The following is a 15,820-nucleotide window of genomic DNA, read 5'->3' on the forward strand; positions in this document are numbered from 1 at the left end:
GGCTTTGGGCAAACGGGTCTTCCTCGCGCACGTCGAGCAAGGCGATTTCCTGGCGGGCGAGCAGGGCCTCGCGAACCTGGTGGAACGAAGTCTGGGGCAGGGCGGGAGCGGTCATGGTCTTGGTGTTGGGTCGGATCGGCTTCAGGCAGCCGGTGCAGGGTTTTTGGACAGGTCCCAGAGGTTGGGCAGGGTGCTGTTGCTGTAGCCCGAGATGAACGGCTTGCGCGTGCCGTCCTCCAGGTACACGCTGCGCTGCACCGCGCCGATGTTGGCGCCGTACACGTGGATGCTGATGGAGGTGTGGCCCTCCCAGGCATTGCCCACGCGGTGCACGTCGCCTATGGCGGGGTCGTTGGGCGAGACGGCCTCCACCTGGCCCGGCTGCAGCCGCACGGGCTCGCCCTGCGGTGCCCAGCGGCCGTCGGGCGTGCGGGCATAGGCCTGCGAATCCTCGGCGCCGCGCAGCATGCCGATCAGGCCCCACACGGTGTGGTCATGAATGGGCGTGGCCTGGCCCGGGCCCCACACAAAACTCACGACCGAAAAGCGCCCCAATGCGTCGGCATGCAGCAGGTACTGCTGGTAGCGATCGGGGTGGGGCTGGGCATAGGTGTCGGGCAGCCAGTCGTCATGGGCCACCAGCGTGCGCAGCAGCGTCGCGCCCTGGGTCAGGGTGTCGGGCTCGGGCAGGCGCTGCTCCACCAGCGCGGCCAGCTGCTGCATAAAGTGGCGCAGGCGGGCGGTGTGGGGGGCGGAGGGGGACGTGGGTGGTGTCGATGGGTTGGGCAATGCACTCATGCCCGGTATTGCACCAGCGCCCGGGCTGCCCGTGTGTTGCGTGTTTTGCATATGCATCCCTGTTTTTCTTCGTTCTGTTGCGAGGCGTCTTTCAGTTCAATGCCAATCCATCGTAACGGCGGTGCGGACCGGCTCGCAGGCATCCACAGGAATTCACGGGCAATCGCAGCGCCGATCAGGATTTGACAACCAAAAGGGCACAACATGAGCAAGATTCAAGGCCAAGGTGGGGTGGGAGGGCGCTGGACGCGCCGGCAGCTGTTGCAGACAGCGGGCGCGGCCAGCGTGGTGGGGGCGTCGAGTGTGGTGGGCAGCCACGTGCTGGCCGCGGGCAAGCTGCGCGAGGTAAAGCTGGCGTGGAACGCCAACGCCATCTGCCTGTCGGCCGCGCCGGTCGCCATCGAGCGCGGCATTTTTGAAAAACATGGCCTCAAGGTCGAGCTGATCAACTTTGCGGGCTCCACTGACCAGTTGCTGGAGACCATCGCCACCTCCAAGGCCGACGCGGGCCTGGGCATGGTGCACCGCTGGATCAAGCCGCTGGAGTCGGGCTTTGACGTGAAGCTGGTGGGCAGCTCGCACGGCGGTTGCTCGCGCCTGGTGGGCTACGAGGCCGCGGGCGTGACCAGCCTGCAAAAGCTCAAGGGCAAGACCATTGCGGTGTCGGACCTCAACAGCCCCGGCAAGAACTTCTTTTCGGTGCTGCTGACCAAGGCCGGGCTGAACCCCGAGAAGGACGTGACCTGGCGCCAGTTCCCTGGCGACATGCTGGGCCTGGCGGTGGAAAAAGGCGAGGCCCAGGCCATTGCCGATGGCGACCCCAACCTGCTGCTGATCCAGCGCCGCACCAAGGGCCTGGTGGACCTGGCGTCCAACCTGTCGGGCGAATACGCGGCCAAGACCTGCTGCGTGCTGGGCGTGAGCGGCGCCATGGTGCGCAACGACAAGGGCACGGCAGCCGCGCTGACCCGCGCCATCATCGAGGCGTCGGACTTCGTGGCCGACAACCCCAACGAAACGGCGCGCATCTTCAGCCCGTATTCCAAGGTGCCGCAGGAGGACCTGCGCGCCGTGCTGGGCACGCTCACGCACCGCAGCCACCCGGTGGGCACGGCGCTGCGGCAGGAGATCGAGTTCTATGCCCGCGACTTCAAGCTGGTGGGCGTGCTCAAGCCCGGCACCGACCCTGCGCGCTTCGCGGCCCACGTCCACGCTGACGTGTTGGTGTAGCAAAGGGCACCCCCCTGAGTCGCTGCGCGCCATCCCCCCGCTCTCGCAGTGCTTCGCATTGCGGGCAGGGGAACGCAGCCCTCGCATGGGCCGCGCCCACCTCGCGCGGCTATGGCCAAACATTCACCGTGATGAATGAATACCACTGGACCTGAATCGATCTGACTGGACCCGACTATGAGCACTGTTGCCGACAACATCCTGGGCGCCCCGCCGGGCATCAGCCCCAAGCCTTCGCAGCCCCCGCTGCGTGCGCCCAGCCCATCATCCGGTGCGCCCCGTGCTGCGCGTGCGCAGCTTGCCACCGCGCCCGACTTCAAGGCGGCCAAAGCGGCTCAGGGGGTCTGGTGGGCGGGGCTGGCCGCCGCCGTGGCCTGGGCGGGGCTGGCCTTGCTCACGGGCCTGTGGCCCAACAAGCCGGCGGGTTTCAGCGAATGGGCGTTTACCGAAGAGTTCGCCTGGGGTGCGGGGGGCGTGTCGGCGTTGCTGCTGGCGCTGATGGTGCTGGCCCGTCCGCTGGCTGCCGTGGTGCGCCGCGTGCGTGCGGCTGGACCGTGGCTGGTGGCCATTGCCGTCGGCCTGGCGGTGTGGGAGGTGTTCACCGCCAAGCTGGGCACGCTGCCACCGCCCTTCTTTGCACCGCCCCAAAGCCTGGTGGAGGTGTACGCCACCGACTGGTCGCGGTTGCTGGAGAGCGCGGGCGCCTCCATCCGCCTGCTGGCACTGGGCATTGCCATCGGCGCAGCGGCGGGTTTTGTCACGGGCGTGCTGATCGGCTGGTCGCGCCAGGCCAGTTACTGGATCCACCCGGTGCTGCGCATCCTGGGCCCGGTGCCCACCACCGCGCTGCTGCCGGTCAGCTTCTATTTCTTTCCGTCCAGCTGGTCCACCGCGATCTTTTTGATTGCGCTGGGCACGGCCTTCCCGGTGGCCATCCTCACCTGGTCGGGCGTGGCCGGGGTRCACAAGAACTTTTATGACGTGGCCCGCACCATGGGTGCGTCGCCCTGGTTTCTGGTGCTGCGCGTGGCCATCCCGGCGGCGCTGCCGCAGGTGTTTGTGGGCCTGTTCATGGGCCTGGGCGCGGCGTTCTCCACCCTGGTGGTGGCCGAGATGCTGGGCGTGAAGGCGGGCCTGGGCTGGTACCTCACCTGGGCGCAGGGCTGGGCGGCGTATCCCAACATGTATGCGGCGCTCATCGTGATGGCACTGTTGTTCTCGGGCGTGATCACGCTGCTGTTTGTGCTGCGCGACAGGGTGCTGTCGTGGCAGAAGGGGGTGGTGAAATGGTGAGTTCCGCGACGGTTCCGGAAATCTCTACGGCGGCCCGTGTGACCGGCGCACGCATTGACGTGCGCAATGTCAGCCACTGGTTTGACCTGCCCGCAGGCCCGCTGCACGTGATAGACGAGCTGGACTTGTCCATAGCACCCGGCGAGTTCGTGGCCCTGCTGGGCCCCAGCGGCTGCGGCAAGAGCACGCTGCTGCGCCTGGTGGCGGGGCTGGAGCCCGCCACCACCGGCGAGCTGCTGCAGGATGGCGCCCCCATCACCCAGCCCGACCCGTCGCGCATCGTGGTGTTCCAGGACCCCACGCTGTTCCCCTGGCGCACCGTGTGGGACAACGTGGCCCTGGGCCTGCAGGCGCGGGGCATTCTCAAATCCCAGCGCCATCGCGTGGACGAAGCGCTGGCCCTGGTTGGGCTGCAGGACTTTGCCAAGGCCTTCCCGCACCAGCTGTCGGGCGGCATGGCGCAGCGCGTGGCGCTGGCGCGTGCGCTGGTCAACGACCCCACCTTGCTGGTGCTGGACGAGCCGCTGGGCAAGCTCGACTCGCTCACGCGCCTGTCCATGCAGACCGAGCTGGTGCAGCTGTGGCAGCGCGAAGGCTTCTCGGCCTTGCTCGTCACGCACGATGTGGAAGAAGCGCTGTTCATGGCGCAGCGCGTGGTGGTGTTCTCTGACCGGCCTGCGCGCGTCAAGCAGGTGCTGGTCAACGACCTGCCGTACCCGCGCCACCGGGGCGACCCACGCCTGGCGGCCCTGCGCCACGAGGCGCTGGCGTTGCTGGGGCTGGACGCCAGCTGGTAGCCACCGCCTTGGCCTGGTTGTCGTTGCCGCCCGAGTGGCTGGCCGCTCTGCTCGAAGGCCTGCAGGCCACCCAGCAGGGCCTGCGCGCGCTGCTGCATGCCGTGGGCCTCGCGCCCGATGTGCACGGCCAGCCCGCCTGGCCGTTTGCGCACCGTGTGGCCGCCGAGATGCTGGTGGTGGATGCCGGCCACGCGCGGCGCGTGCTGCTGTCGCTGCTGTGTGTGGGTGTGGCGCTGCTGGCGCTGGCGGTATCCGTGGCGTGGCGGCGCGGCCGCAAGCCGCTGTGGTGGCTGGCCGCTGCACTGGTGGTGTTTGCGCCCTGGCCCCATCGCCACCTGCTGCTGACGCCCGCCGTGGCAACCAGCCTGCACCAGTCACCCACGGGCTTCACTGCGCAGGGCATCGTGCGCGGCCAGGCGGTGTACCAGCAGCATTGCGTGCGCTGCCATGGCGCCAGTGCCAACGGCGAAGGACCCGACGCAGCCCAGCTGGCCATGTGGCCGCCCAACCTGAACGGCGCGCTGCTGTGGAAGCGGCTGGATGGCGAACTCTTCTGGCGCGTGCGCCACGGCATGCAGGGCCGCAACGGCGTGCAGACCATGCCCGGCTTTGGCAGCACGCAGCTCACCGACGCCCAGGTGTGGGAGGTGCTGGACTACCTGCAAGCCCATGCCGCAGGCCAGATGCTGCGCGAATCGGGCACCTGGGACCGCCCCGTGCGCCTGCCCGACGTGGCCGTGCTGTGCCGCCAGGGGCGTCAGCACACGGCGCGCAGCCTGGTGGGGCAGCGGCTGCGCGTGGTGCTGCCAGGCAGCGGCAGCCCCTTGCCTGCCGATGATCCACGCCTTGTTTCGCTGGTGGTGGCGCACCCCGGGCCCGGCGCGGCGCACGCTCCCGATGCTGCTGCCGCCGATGCGGAATGCCTGACCACCGATACCGCAGCGCCGTTGGCATTGGCCCTGGTGCTGGGCGTTCCCGCCAGCGACCTGCCCGGCCACCAGCTCATCGCAGACCGCGCGGGCTGGCTGCGCGCACGGGGCCAGCCGGGCAAGGCCGCATGGTCGGAGGACGATCTGGTCTGCCGCACTGCGCCAGCGGCCCAGCAGCTGCCTTCTGCCGATGTAGCTGCCAACGCTGCGGGCGATGGCCTGCAGGCGCTGATTCGCCGCATGGACGCAGAGCCCGTGCGGCTGGTGCGGGGTGGCTTCCCGCACTGACAGTGCCTGCCACCAGCGTGTTGGCAGCGCGCTGCGAGCGAACGCCTGGGTCGCGCTCAGGCTGCTCTTAAAAAAATAGCAGCTGGCGCTTTATCGACTAGCGCTTGAGGCCGTTTTTCCTCCAATAGGCAGTGCAGGGGCCTCCCGCCCGCCCGGCGCCACCCTGCGCTACGCCTGTCCGTGCGACGCCACGCACAGCTTGTTGCCGTCCGGGTCCCGAAAATACGCGCCGTAGTAGTTGGCGTGGTACTCGGGCCGCAGCCCGGGGCGGCCCTCGCACTGGCCGCCCAGGCTCAGCGCCAGCGCATGGGCCGCGTCCACCTGGCTGCGCGTGGCGGCCATGAAGGCCACCATCAGCCCGTTGCCAGGGTGGGGCACCTCGCCGTTGAACGGGCGGGCAATCACAAACAGCGGCCGGGGGCCGGGGGTGGACTCCCAGCCCGCCCAGGGCCGCTCGGCTTCGCAAAAGCGCTCCTGAATGCCCAGCGAGGCCAGCACCGGCCGGTAGAACGCCAGGGCGCGCTCGAAATCTGTGATGCCAACAAAAACGTGCGAGAGCATGGTGGGTTGGGTCCTTTCTGGATGCGAAGTGAGCTGGCCATTGTGAGGAGTGAGGAGTGAGGAGCCAGCGGTCAGAGGCCAGGGCCAGGCGTTCAGATCGGCAACGCACTGGCCGACCATGCCGACGCTGACGGCCAGGCTGCGGAGTCTGGATGGCAACTCGCCACAGCATAGCGGCGCGCACGGCGGCGGTGCACCCCATCGCCGTGTGCAACGGGGCCTATGCGCCGCACAACTTTGCAAACGCGTTTTTCTTCGTTGGCGCGCGCCAGGGGCGGGCAGATCATGGCTGCAGTCCCGCACGCGTGACGTTGCCAACCATTCACCCAACCTTGTTTCATCCCATCGCCACAGGAGCCCGCTATGCCCGTCCAGTTCATCGGCATGATCCAGCCGCACGAAGTCTCTGAAACCATCGCCCGCAAAGGTCCGGCGGTGGACCCCGCCTATGTGCGCGTGTTTGCCCAGGCGCACGAGCACGCGGGGTTTGACCGCATCCTGGTGCCTGCCAGCTCGTCCAGCCCCGACACGCTGCTGACCGTCACGTACGCGGCATCGGTCACCGACAAGATCAAGTTCCTGCTGGCGCACCGCCCCGGCTTTGTGGCGCCCACGCTCGCCGCGCGCCAGCTGGCCACGCTGGACCACTACACCAACGGCCGCCTGGCCGTGCACTACATCAGCGGCGGCTCGGACGAAGACCAGCAGCGCGATGGCGACTTCCTGAACCACGACGAGCGCTATGCGCGCACCGATGAATACCTCACCGTTCTGCGCCGCGTGTGGGCCGAAGACAAACCCTTTGACCACGAAGGCACCTACTACCGCGCCAAGGGCGTGGTGTCGGAAGTCAAGCCCCTGCAAGGCCAGCGCGTGCCCATCTACTTTGGTGGTGCCTCTGCACCTGCCCTGCGGGTGGCCGGCAAACATGCCGACGTGTACGCGCTGTGGGGCGAGTCGCTGGCCCAGGCGGGCGACCTGGTGCGCCGTGTGCGCGCCGAGGCCACCTTGCAGGGCCGGCATGTGGACTTCAGCATCTCGTTCCGCCCCATCCTGGGCAAGACCGAGGACGAAGCCTGGGCCAAGGCGGAGCGCATTCTGGAAGACACGCGCCGTTTGCGTGTGAGCCAAGGCTACTCGCGCGGCGTGGGCCCGCAGCAGAGCGAAGGCGCGCAGCGCCTGCTGGCTGACGCCGCCAAGGGCGACCGTGTGGACGAACGCCTGTGGACGGCCATTGCGCGCGAGCTGGGCGGCCGGTCCAACTCCACATCGCTGGTGGGTACGCCCGAGCAGGTAGCCGACGCACTGCTCAAGTACTACGACCTGGGCATCACCACCTTCCTGATCCGTGGCTTTGACCCGCTGGTGGACGCTATCGAGTACGGCCGCGAGCTGCTGCCCCTGGTGCGCGCCAAGGTGGCAGAGCGCGACGGGCAGCAGACACCGGTGGCGCCCGCAGCGCTGCGCAAGGCCGCCTGAGCGATTGGCTGCGTAGCGCCCCGGCCTGGATCGCGCCCTGGCCTGGATCACTCCCGGGCTGGGGCGTTGCCGCTAACCCAGCGGCCGCGCCCGTGCGGCTACCCCGCCACCCGCGCCAGAACGTCGCGGGCTTGCGCTGCGGTCAACACGGGGCCGCCAGCAGGCGCCGTCCAGGCCACAAACTGGTCGGGCCGCACCAGCACCAGCGGTGCGCCATAGCGCGCAGGCTCGGTGCCTTCGCCCCCGTCACCACAGTCCACCAGCCGCAGCGGCAGTCCCATGCCCGCCGCCGCCTCGCGAAAGGCCTGCACCGATGGCGCGTGGGCGCCGTCGCCGCCCACCACCAGCAGCGAAAAGCCCGGGCCCAGCTCCTCAAACACATTGCGCCCGCTGGGCAGCGTGGCGGGTGCCAGGTGGTGGCCAGGCCGCGCCTCAAACCGGTGCGATCCCTTGGCGCTGCTGGCGCGGCCCTCGTTGCCCCACACCATGCCCGAGCCCTCATAGTGCGGCTCAAACGCATGCACCTCGCCCACGGCACCCTGCGCGCGCGCCTGCCACGCGGCCTCAAACGCTGCCTGGTCCTGCGCCGGGTCGTGGGTGTCCAGAAACTCCTTGTCAGTCTCGATGGAGCGCGCAATGAAGTCATTGATGGTGGACGCAAACACCGGGCGCCGCTCGGCGTTGTACGAGTCCAGCAGGCGCTCGCCGCCCCAGCCTTGCAGCGTGGCGGCCAGCTTCCAGCCCAGGTTGCGCGCGTCTTCCAGGCCCGAGTTCACGCCATAGCCGCCGTAGGGCGGGTGGCTGTGGGCGGCATCACCCGCGATGAACACCCGGCCCTTGCGGTAGCTGTCGGCCAGCATGAAGCGCAGGTCCCAAAAGCCGATGTGCTCAAACTCCACCTCAAACTCCGCGCCCACTGCCTCGTGCAGGTAAGCGGCAAAGTCAAAGTTGTCTTTGGTGGTGCCCGGCGGCACCGGGGCGTGAAAGAACCAGGTGCTGCCCAGGTCCACCCGGCCCAGAAACTTCCAGTAGCCCTTCAGCTCGGGCTGCAGCACGTTGTAGTAAGACTTGCCGGGGTAGCGCTCCAGCAGCTGGTGCAGGCCTTGCGACTTGAACACCAGCAGCACCATCATGCGGTCGTGGTCGGTGCGGGTATGGGTGATGCCCGCCTGCTCCCGGACCACCGACCGCGCCCCGTCCGACCCCACCACATAGGCGCCGCGCAGCACGCGCTGGGCCTTGCCGTCGCCGCGCTGCTGGATGGTGACGGACACGCCCGCATCGTCCTGCGCCACGGTGCTGGTCTCCCAGCCGTAGAGGGTCTGCACCGACGGTAGCTGGGCCACGCGCTGGCGCAGCACGGCCTCGGTGGCGTACTGCGGCAGCCGCTCGTTGGCCGTGAAGTAGTAGGGCTTGACCAGGTCGCGCTGCAGCCAGTCGTAGCTGTAGGGCCCCAGCAGCGTGCCATGTGCGGTCAGGCCGCCAATGCCGTATTCGACCGGTATGGTGCGCGCTGCGCGCAGCTGCTTTTCGGCACCCCAGAAGTGAAAGTGCTCCATGGTGCGCTGCGTCAGGTTCTGCCCCTTGGGAATGGGCTGGGGCTGCACATAGCGCTCCACCACAATCACGCTCACGCCGCGCTGGCCCAGCTCAATGGCCAGGCCCATGCCGACCGGGCCGCCGCCCACGATGATCACTTCGGCGTCCTGCTGCGGCGCCACGGTTGCTTGCTGGTTCATGTTGTTGGTTTTGTTCGATTCTGTTCGGTACGGGCTGCAGTGTGTTGTTGTGCGGTGCTGCGTGGTGCTGGTGGTTTGCGGTTACTCGGCGGTGATGCCCTGGGCCTTGATGAGATCGGCCCAGCGCTTGGCGTCAGCCGTCACCAGCTTCTGGAAGGCGTCTGGCGAGCTGTGGGCGGGCGTCATGCCCTGGGTCTCGAACGACTTGGCCACGGCGGGCGATGCCAGCACATCGCGCAGCTCGGTGTTGAGCCGGTCCACCATCGCGCGGGGCGTGCCTGCGGGGGCAAACACGCCGTACCACATGTCCACGTTCAGGTCGCCCAGCTTCAGCGTGCCCAGCGACGGCACCTCGGGCAGCAGCGGGTGCGGCGTGTCAGAGCTGATGGCCAGTGCCTTCAGCTTGCCCGCCTTCACGTGCTGCAAGGCCACGTGGATGGGCAGGAACATCGCGTCGATCTGCCCGCCCAGCAGGTCTGTCACGGCCGGGGCGGTGCCCCGGTAGCTGATGTGGGTGAGCGAAATCTTGGCCCGGTTCTTCAGCAGCTCCATCGCCAGGTGGTGCGGCGTGCCCGCACCGGGCGAGCCGTAGTTGAGCGAGCCGGGCTTGGCCCGGGCGCGGTCCATCAGGTCCTTGAGCGATTCGATCTTCGACCCGGCCGACGCCACCAGCAGCAGCTGTCCCCAGCTCGTCTGGCTCACCGGCACCAGGTCCGTCAGCGGGTTAAAGCCCTGCTTTGGGTACAGCGCCATGTTCATCACCAGCGTGTTCACGCTGACCAGCAGCGTGGTGCCGTCGGGCGCCGCGCGCACCACCTCTTGCGTGCCGATGATGCCGGACGCCCCCGCCTTGTTCTCCACAAAAAACGGGCGCTTGAGCCGGTCAGACAGCGGCTGCGCAATTTGCCGCGCAATCAGGTCGATGCCCGTGCCGGGCGTGAACGGCACCACCAGCCGCACTGGCGCATCGGCCCCCGTCTGTGCCCAGGCCCTGGGCGTGGCGGCGGCTGCTGTGGCGGCCAGCACGCCCAGCACCAGGCTGCGGCGTTGGGGGGAGGGCGGGTGCGCGTTGGCGCGCAATGCAGGCTGATCGAACATGGGGCTTGTCTCTTTAGTCGTTGAAAGGGCGTTGCGGGTCGATTACAACGACACTCTTGATATTGATCAAACGGAAAATTCTGATGAATTCTTCATCAAAGCTGATGAATGTCAGCACCCGCCAGCTCCACGCTTTTCTGGAGGTGACGCGCCTGCAAAGCTTTGCCAAGGCGGCCGAGCAGGTGCACCTGTCGCCCTCGGGCATGAGCATGCTGGTCAAGGAGCTGGAGGACYAGGTGGGCGCCCGCTTGTTTGACCGCACCACCCGGTCGATCACGCTGACCGACGCCGGGCGCCGCCTGCAGCCCGTGGCCGAGCGCGTGGTGGGCGAGCTGCGCGCCCTGGGCGCCGTGCTGGACGGCAACGAGGCCGCCGTGCGCTCGCGCCTGCTGGTGGCGGCCACGCCCATGATCTCGGCCAGCCTGCTGCCTGAGGTGATTCGCTGCTTTGCGCAAAGCCACCCTGGCGTGCAGGTGCAGCTCAGCGATGTCGAGGTGGGCACCGTGCGCCAGCGCGTGCTCGACGGCGAGGCCGACATCGGCTTTGGCTTCTTCGTCAAACCCGCCGTGGGGCTGTCGCGCCAGCCCTTGTGCAAGTTCCGCCTCATGCGCATCAGCCCGCCCGATACGGCGCACACCAGCGGCCAGCTGTCTGACAGCCAGCCCTGGAGCCGCCTCAAAGACGTGCCCCTGGTCAGCCTGCCATCGGGCAACCCCATCCAGGTGGTGATTGAAAAGCAGCTCTCCCGCCTGGGCCTGGCCCACCAGGAGCGCCCCCGCATGAACCTCATCGGCACCTTGATCGGCATGGTGCGCGCCGGCCGTGGCAGCGCCATCGTGCCCTCGTTCGCGCTGGAAGAATGCCTGCGCCAGGGCCTGGGCGTCGCCATGCTGCGCGAACCTGTGGTGCATCTGGACCTGTACCTGGCCTACCGCCGGGGCACGCAGCAACAACCGGCGGCCATGGCGTTTGCCGATGCGTTGCGAGAGGCTGCGGTGCGGTTGCCTGCGTAGTCGGGCGAGCCCGGAGAGTCCATTCAGCCTGCTTTATCTATTCTTTTATCTATTCAATTTTCAATTCAAACGGCGTATCCTTAGGCCATGCCATCCGCCGCCCAGACCTACGCCAACGCCATCCGCCTCCTGCTGCGCCCCGGCCCCGCCAAGGCGCAGACGTTGGCCCAGGCGCTGCAGGTCAGCCAGCCCACCGTCTCCCGGGCACTCATCGCGCTGGGGGATGAGGTGGTGCCTTTTGGCGCGGCAAGATCTATTCAGTACACGCTGCGCGATCCCCTGCGCGCCGACTTGGAAGCCACCGTGTATCGCGTCACCCCCCAGGGCGCGCTCGAAACCCTGGGCACCCTGATCCCGGTGTGCCCACAGGGCTTTGTGATGGTCGAGGCGGGCGGGGCCCGGCTGCACCGCGACGGCCTGCCGTGGTGGCTTTTTGACATGCGCCCGCAGGGCTACTTGGGGCGCGCCTACTGCCAGCGGCACGGCCAGCGCCTGGGCCTGCCCGAGCGGCTGGGCGACTGGAGCGACACCCACGCGCTGCGCGCCATCCTGGACCAGGGCGACGACATGCCCGGCAACCTGCTCATCGGCGCCACCGCGCGCGACCAGTTCGTCAACGCGCCCGACCCCGTGCCCATTGCAGCCGCACAAAAGCTGCACACCTACGCCCAGCTGGCCGACCTGGCAGCGCGCGGCGAAGTGGCGGGCTCGTCTGCCGCCGGGGAACAACCCAAGTTCACCGCCTACGCAGAGCAGGCCGACGGCACCGCCGCGCATGTGATGGTCAAGTTCACTGCGGAACTCGACACCCCCGTCAGCGCCCGCTGGCGCGACCTGCTGCTGGCCGAACACATCGCCCTGCAGGTGCTGCGCGACCACGGCGTGGCTGCCGCGCAGTCGATGACCTGGATGCACGGCACCCAACGGTTTCTGGAGGTGCAGCGGTTTGACCGGCTGGGCGCGCGGGGGCGCAGGGCGCTGCATTCCTTTGCGGCGCTGGATGCCGAGTTTGTCGGCAGCGGCGGCAACTGGCCGGTGATCGCCAGGGCGTTGTGGAAGGAGGGCGTCATCACCCCCCAGGCCTTTGACACGGCGTGCCTGCTGTGGGCATTTGGCACGCTGATCGGCAACACCGACATGCACAGTGGCAATCTTTCGTGCTTGTCAGAGGGACGCAGGCCTTATGAGCTGGCGCCTGCTTATGACATGACGCCTATGGCGTTTGCACCCACGGCGGGGGGAGGCTTGCCGGATCGGACGCTTGAACTGACGGTGGGGGAGCAGGTCAGCGCGGCGGTTTGGAAAGAGGCGCTTGCGATGGCGCAGGTGTTTGTGCGGCGGGTGGAGGATGAACAAGGGTTCAGCGCGGGCTTCGACGTGTGCAAGGCCGAGTTGCTCCGCCATGTGGCGGTGGCGGCCGAGCGTATCGGGCGGCTTGCGGTTTAGGAGAGGCGCTGTGCGGAGATTCACTGCGAGAAGCACAAATAGCGCGTGATTCGGCGCTGGCGCGCCACGATCACTCTCGGTCAAAATCCACGTCCTTGACCCGCAAGCGCAGACCTTCTATCAGGCTCATCCGGTGGCTAGGCTGCAAGCACCTTCTCGGTGCTTTTTGCGTGCCAACTTAAACCGCAACCGCCAGCTATGGTCTGTGGGTTGGTGCGGTCTTCATTACGTTATGCCGACACTGGACACCACCGTGAATAAGAAGCACACACTCGTACTCCCGCGTGCGGACGGATCAACTGAGACCATTGAAACGACAAGGAGCCTCCTCTTTATTGGGGCTAATGGATCGGGGAAAACCCGGCTCGGGACGTGGATAGAGTTCCAGTCTCCTCAGCGCGACCTAGTGCATCGGATATCGGCCCAGAAGTCCTTGTCGATGCCGGACTCCACTACTCCGGTGGCCATCAACCTCGCTGAAGCAAACCTCCTGTTCGGGAATTCTCAACATTCCAATAACAAGATGGCGTTCAAGTGGGGGAGCAAGCCAGCCACGGCTCTATTGAACGACTATGAAAAGCTTATGGCCTACCTCTTCTCTGATGAGACGGAGGAGAACGCTAAGTTCAAGGCGGCGTACAAGGCGAGTACGACCCGAATTGAGCCGCCGGTGACAAAAATTGATCGTGTTAAGGAAGTGTGGGAGCGGATTCTTCCCCATCGGGAATTGGTGATCGGTGGCTTGCGTGTCCAAACTCGCTTGAGGGAGCAGCCCGAGAAGATTTACAACGCCTCGGAGATGAGCGACGGGGAGCGCGTCATCTTTTACCTCATAGGGCAATGTCTTGCTGCTCCGAGAAACGGAATCGTCGTGATCGATGAGCCAGAACTGCACCTTCACAAATCGGTTCAGATGCCCCTTTGGTCGGAGGTGGAAAAGCTGAGGGACGACTGCCTCTTCATATATCTCACGCACGATCTGGACTTTGCAGCAGCACAGGAAGCCGCAACACGGATCTGGCTCAAGTCATTTGATGGGAGCACATGGACTTGGGAAGCAATACAGCCCGATGAAAAACTCCCGGACGATCTTTTGCTTGAAGTTCTGGGAAGCCGCAAGCCCGTAGTTTTTGTAGAAGGGGAGAATGGCAGCTTCGACGTCTCGCTGTATCGAGAGCTCCTCGATGGGTACCTTGTCGTTCCGAGGGGTAGCTGCGCTCAGGTGATCTACTCGGTCAAGGCGCTCAAAGCCAATCCTCAACTGCACCATCTGAGTGTCTATGGCATTGTTGATCGCGATCGCCGCGTGGACGCTGAAGTGAAATCACTTGAAGCGGACGGTGTTTTCGTCTTGGGCGTTGCCGAAGTGGAAAACCTTTTTTGCACAAAGGAGGTCATTGAACTGGTGAGTCGCCGTCTGGCGCGAGATCCTGTAAGGGATTTCGAAAAGGTCGCGGACGAGATCTTCAGTCGGATTCGGCAGGAGATGGACACACAGGTATCCCTTCGAGTGGCCAGTGAGATCCAGTTCATGCTCGGGCGCTTCGATCAAACTGCCCGCGGGGCGCCCGCTTTGACCTCTTCCCTAGAGGAGCTAGTACGAGGAATAGACGTGCAACAGTTGTATGCGTACTGGTCCGAACGCTTCAATCAGCTGTTAGCTTCACGCGATTTTGAGGGGCTTCTCAGTGTTTACAACCGTAAGTCTTTAGCGAGTCAAGCAGGTGCAGCGCTAGGTTTACGCGCTGGAGAGTTGCCGGAGCTGGTGTTGAGGCTGGCAAGGACCGACGCCCGGGCCGAGTTGGCAACAGCGTTGAAGAGATATATGGGTGCGTTCGGCGCGCTACTCACCTGACGGTGCGAGCCGGTCAACTCCGATGTTGAGCGGCCGCTTTCATCTACCGCCACAGGTCGCTCCTGGCTGATTTCCGCCATTAGCCTCGACCCTCACCCCACTGCCCGCATCCCCACCAACCCCGGCATCGCCCCTCGCATCGCCTCCAAAAACAGCCGCAACCTTGCCGGATAAAACCGCGCATACGGGTACACCAAATACACCGGCAGCGGCGCCGCGTGCCAGTTGGGCACCAGGTGCAGCAGTTTCCCTTGCCGCACATCGTTGTCCACGATCCACGCCGATGAAATGCACGCCCCCAGCCCGGCCAGGGCGGCGCTGCGCAGGGCGTACAGGCTGTCGGTGGCCAAACGGGGCGTGATGCCGAAGGTGTGGGCTTCGCCGCCGGGCTCTTGGGTCAGCGTGACCTCGCGGCGGTAGAAGGTGCTCAGGGCCAGCCAGGGCAGGGGCTGCAGGTCTTGCGCGTGCTGGGGCGTGGGGCGCCCGGCCATCAGGGCGGGGGCGGCCAGCACGATGCGGGGCACTTCGGCCAGGCGCACCGCGACCACGCTGGGGTCGTCCACCGCACCGACCTGGATGGCGCAGTCGATGCCTTCGGCGATGAAGTTGGGGCGGCGGTCGTGCAGCATCCATTCCACATCCACCTCGGGGTAGCGGCGCAGGTAGGCCATCAGCGGGGCGATGAACTGGTCTTGCCCAAAGGCGTGCGGCGCCAGCACGCGCAGGGTGCCGCGCGGGGTGTCGGCCGTGCCGCGCAGGTCGTCTTCCATGGCGCGCCAGTCTTCCAGCAGGGCCTTGGCGTGGGCAAAGCAGCGGTCGCCGTCTTCGGTAAGCTTCATCACATGGGTGGATCGCTGCAGCAGCTTGATGCCCAGGCTGCGCTCCAGCGCCTGCAGGCGGCGGCTCACGGTGGGCTGGCTGGTGCCCAGTTGCTGGGCGGCGGCAGACAGGCTGCCGGCCTCGACGATGCGGACAAAGGTCTGCATCAGCTCGATGCGGTCGGCGCCGGGTTGCAGGGCTGGCAGGGTGTTTGTCATACGCCAAGCGTATAACGAATCTGCAATTCAGCCTACTACCCAGCGCGGCGGCGGGCTAGAACAATCGCACCATTCCTTTTTAACCGATGGTGTTGTGATGTCTTCCATTCAAAACGTGCATGCAAGTGGCGCAGCGGGGCTGGCCCCGGTGGCRCCGCCTGCGGAGGGGGCGGTGAGTGCGCCGCTCTTATTGCTGCTGGCGACCACGGCGGGGCTCAGCGTGGCGTCGCTGTACTACAGCCAGCCCATGCTGGGCG

At 66.6% G+C, this 15,820-nt stretch carries 12 protein-coding genes and 1 pseudogene; 8 read left to right on the plus strand and 5 right to left on the minus strand.

All coding sequences use genetic code 11. The features are described from left to right. Positions 1-141: 141 nt before the first annotated feature. Positions 142-798: a cysteine dioxygenase family protein gene (locus AC04MI_RS17535; RefSeq protein ID WP_436078613.1), complete on the minus strand. Its 657-nt coding sequence runs from the start codon at positions 796-798 to the stop codon at positions 142-144. 204 nt (positions 799-1,002) lie between these two features. On the opposite strand from AC04MI_RS17535, the gene AC04MI_RS17540 reads away from it, so the two are divergent. From AC04MI_RS17540 to AC04MI_RS17555, 4 genes are all read left to right on the plus strand, one after another. Continuing rightward, on the plus strand, positions 1,003-2,028 hold the full coding sequence (locus AC04MI_RS17540) for an ABC transporter substrate-binding protein (RefSeq protein WP_436078614.1): 1,026 nt from the start codon (positions 1,003-1,005) through the stop codon (positions 2,026-2,028). A 246-nt stretch (positions 2,029-2,274) separates the two neighbouring features. Further along, a complete protein-coding gene (locus tag AC04MI_RS17545) occupies positions 2,275-3,321 on the plus strand; it encodes an ABC transporter permease (RefSeq protein ID WP_436078676.1) in 1,047 nt (348 codons plus the stop codon). Further along, on the plus strand, positions 3,315-4,118 hold the full coding sequence (locus AC04MI_RS17550; protein WP_476498264.1) for an ABC transporter ATP-binding protein: 804 nt from the start codon (positions 3,315-3,317) through the stop codon (positions 4,116-4,118). The genes AC04MI_RS17545 and AC04MI_RS17550 overlap by 7 nt, the downstream gene beginning before the upstream one ends. Positions 4,119-4,126: 8 nt before the next feature. Continuing rightward, positions 4,127-5,335 (plus strand): c-type cytochrome, encoded by a 1,209-nt coding sequence (locus AC04MI_RS17555; protein ID WP_476498265.1) that lies wholly within the window; start codon positions 4,127-4,129, stop codon positions 5,333-5,335. 168 nt (positions 5,336-5,503) lie between these two features. Here AC04MI_RS17555 and AC04MI_RS17560 read toward each other — a convergent pair whose 3' ends face one another. After that, positions 5,504-5,896, minus strand: coding sequence for a VOC family protein (locus AC04MI_RS17560; RefSeq protein WP_056067560.1), 393 nt, complete (start codon positions 5,894-5,896; stop codon positions 5,504-5,506). A gap of 363 nt (positions 5,897-6,259) precedes the next feature. Between AC04MI_RS17560 and AC04MI_RS17565 the strand changes: the two genes are divergently transcribed. Beyond that, positions 6,260-7,375, plus strand: coding sequence for an LLM class flavin-dependent oxidoreductase (locus tag AC04MI_RS17565; protein WP_436078617.1), 1,116 nt, complete (start codon positions 6,260-6,262; stop codon positions 7,373-7,375). Between the two features lie 98 nt (positions 7,376-7,473). On the opposite strand, the gene AC04MI_RS17570 is transcribed toward AC04MI_RS17565, so the two are convergent. Together AC04MI_RS17570 and AC04MI_RS17575 are read right to left on the minus strand one after the other, a co-directional pair. Beyond that, positions 7,474-9,114, minus strand: a complete 1,641-nt coding sequence (locus AC04MI_RS17570) for an FAD-dependent monooxygenase (protein ID WP_436078618.1) — start codon at positions 9,112-9,114, stop codon at positions 7,474-7,476. Positions 9,115-9,195: 81 nt separating this feature from the next. Next, positions 9,196-10,212 carry a tripartite tricarboxylate transporter substrate binding protein gene (locus tag AC04MI_RS17575; protein WP_436078619.1) on the minus strand — a complete coding sequence of 339 codons (1,017 nt, stop codon included), beginning with the start codon at positions 10,210-10,212 and terminating at the stop codon, positions 9,196-9,198. Between the two features lie 83 nt (positions 10,213-10,295). Here AC04MI_RS17575 and AC04MI_RS17580 point away from each other — a divergent pair, with 83 nt between their 5' ends. The 3 genes and pseudogenes from AC04MI_RS17580 to AC04MI_RS17590 all read left to right on the plus strand — a co-directional run. Further along, positions 10,296-11,225 (plus strand): LysR family transcriptional regulator, encoded by a 930-nt coding sequence (locus AC04MI_RS17580; RefSeq protein WP_476498267.1) that lies wholly within the window; start codon positions 10,296-10,298, stop codon positions 11,223-11,225. Positions 11,226-11,312: 87 nt separating this feature from the next. Beyond that, a complete protein-coding gene (gene yjjJ, locus AC04MI_RS17585; protein ID WP_436078621.1) occupies positions 11,313-12,671 on the plus strand; it encodes a type II toxin-antitoxin system HipA family toxin YjjJ in 1,359 nt (452 codons plus the stop codon). 583 nt (positions 12,672-13,254) lie between these two features. Then, positions 13,255-14,175: pseudogene (locus AC04MI_RS17590) on the plus strand (DUF4435 domain-containing protein); the annotation flags it as partial. Positions 14,176-14,618: 443 nt separating this feature from the next. Here AC04MI_RS17590 and AC04MI_RS17595 read toward each other — a convergent pair. Continuing rightward, on the minus strand, positions 14,619-15,563 hold the full coding sequence (locus tag AC04MI_RS17595) for a LysR family transcriptional regulator (protein ID WP_209819471.1): 945 nt from the start codon (positions 15,561-15,563) through the stop codon (positions 14,619-14,621). Positions 15,564-15,820: the final 257 nt, after the last annotated feature.

The sequence above is a fragment of the Acidovorax sp. LjRoot204 genome (assembly GCF_056175785.1).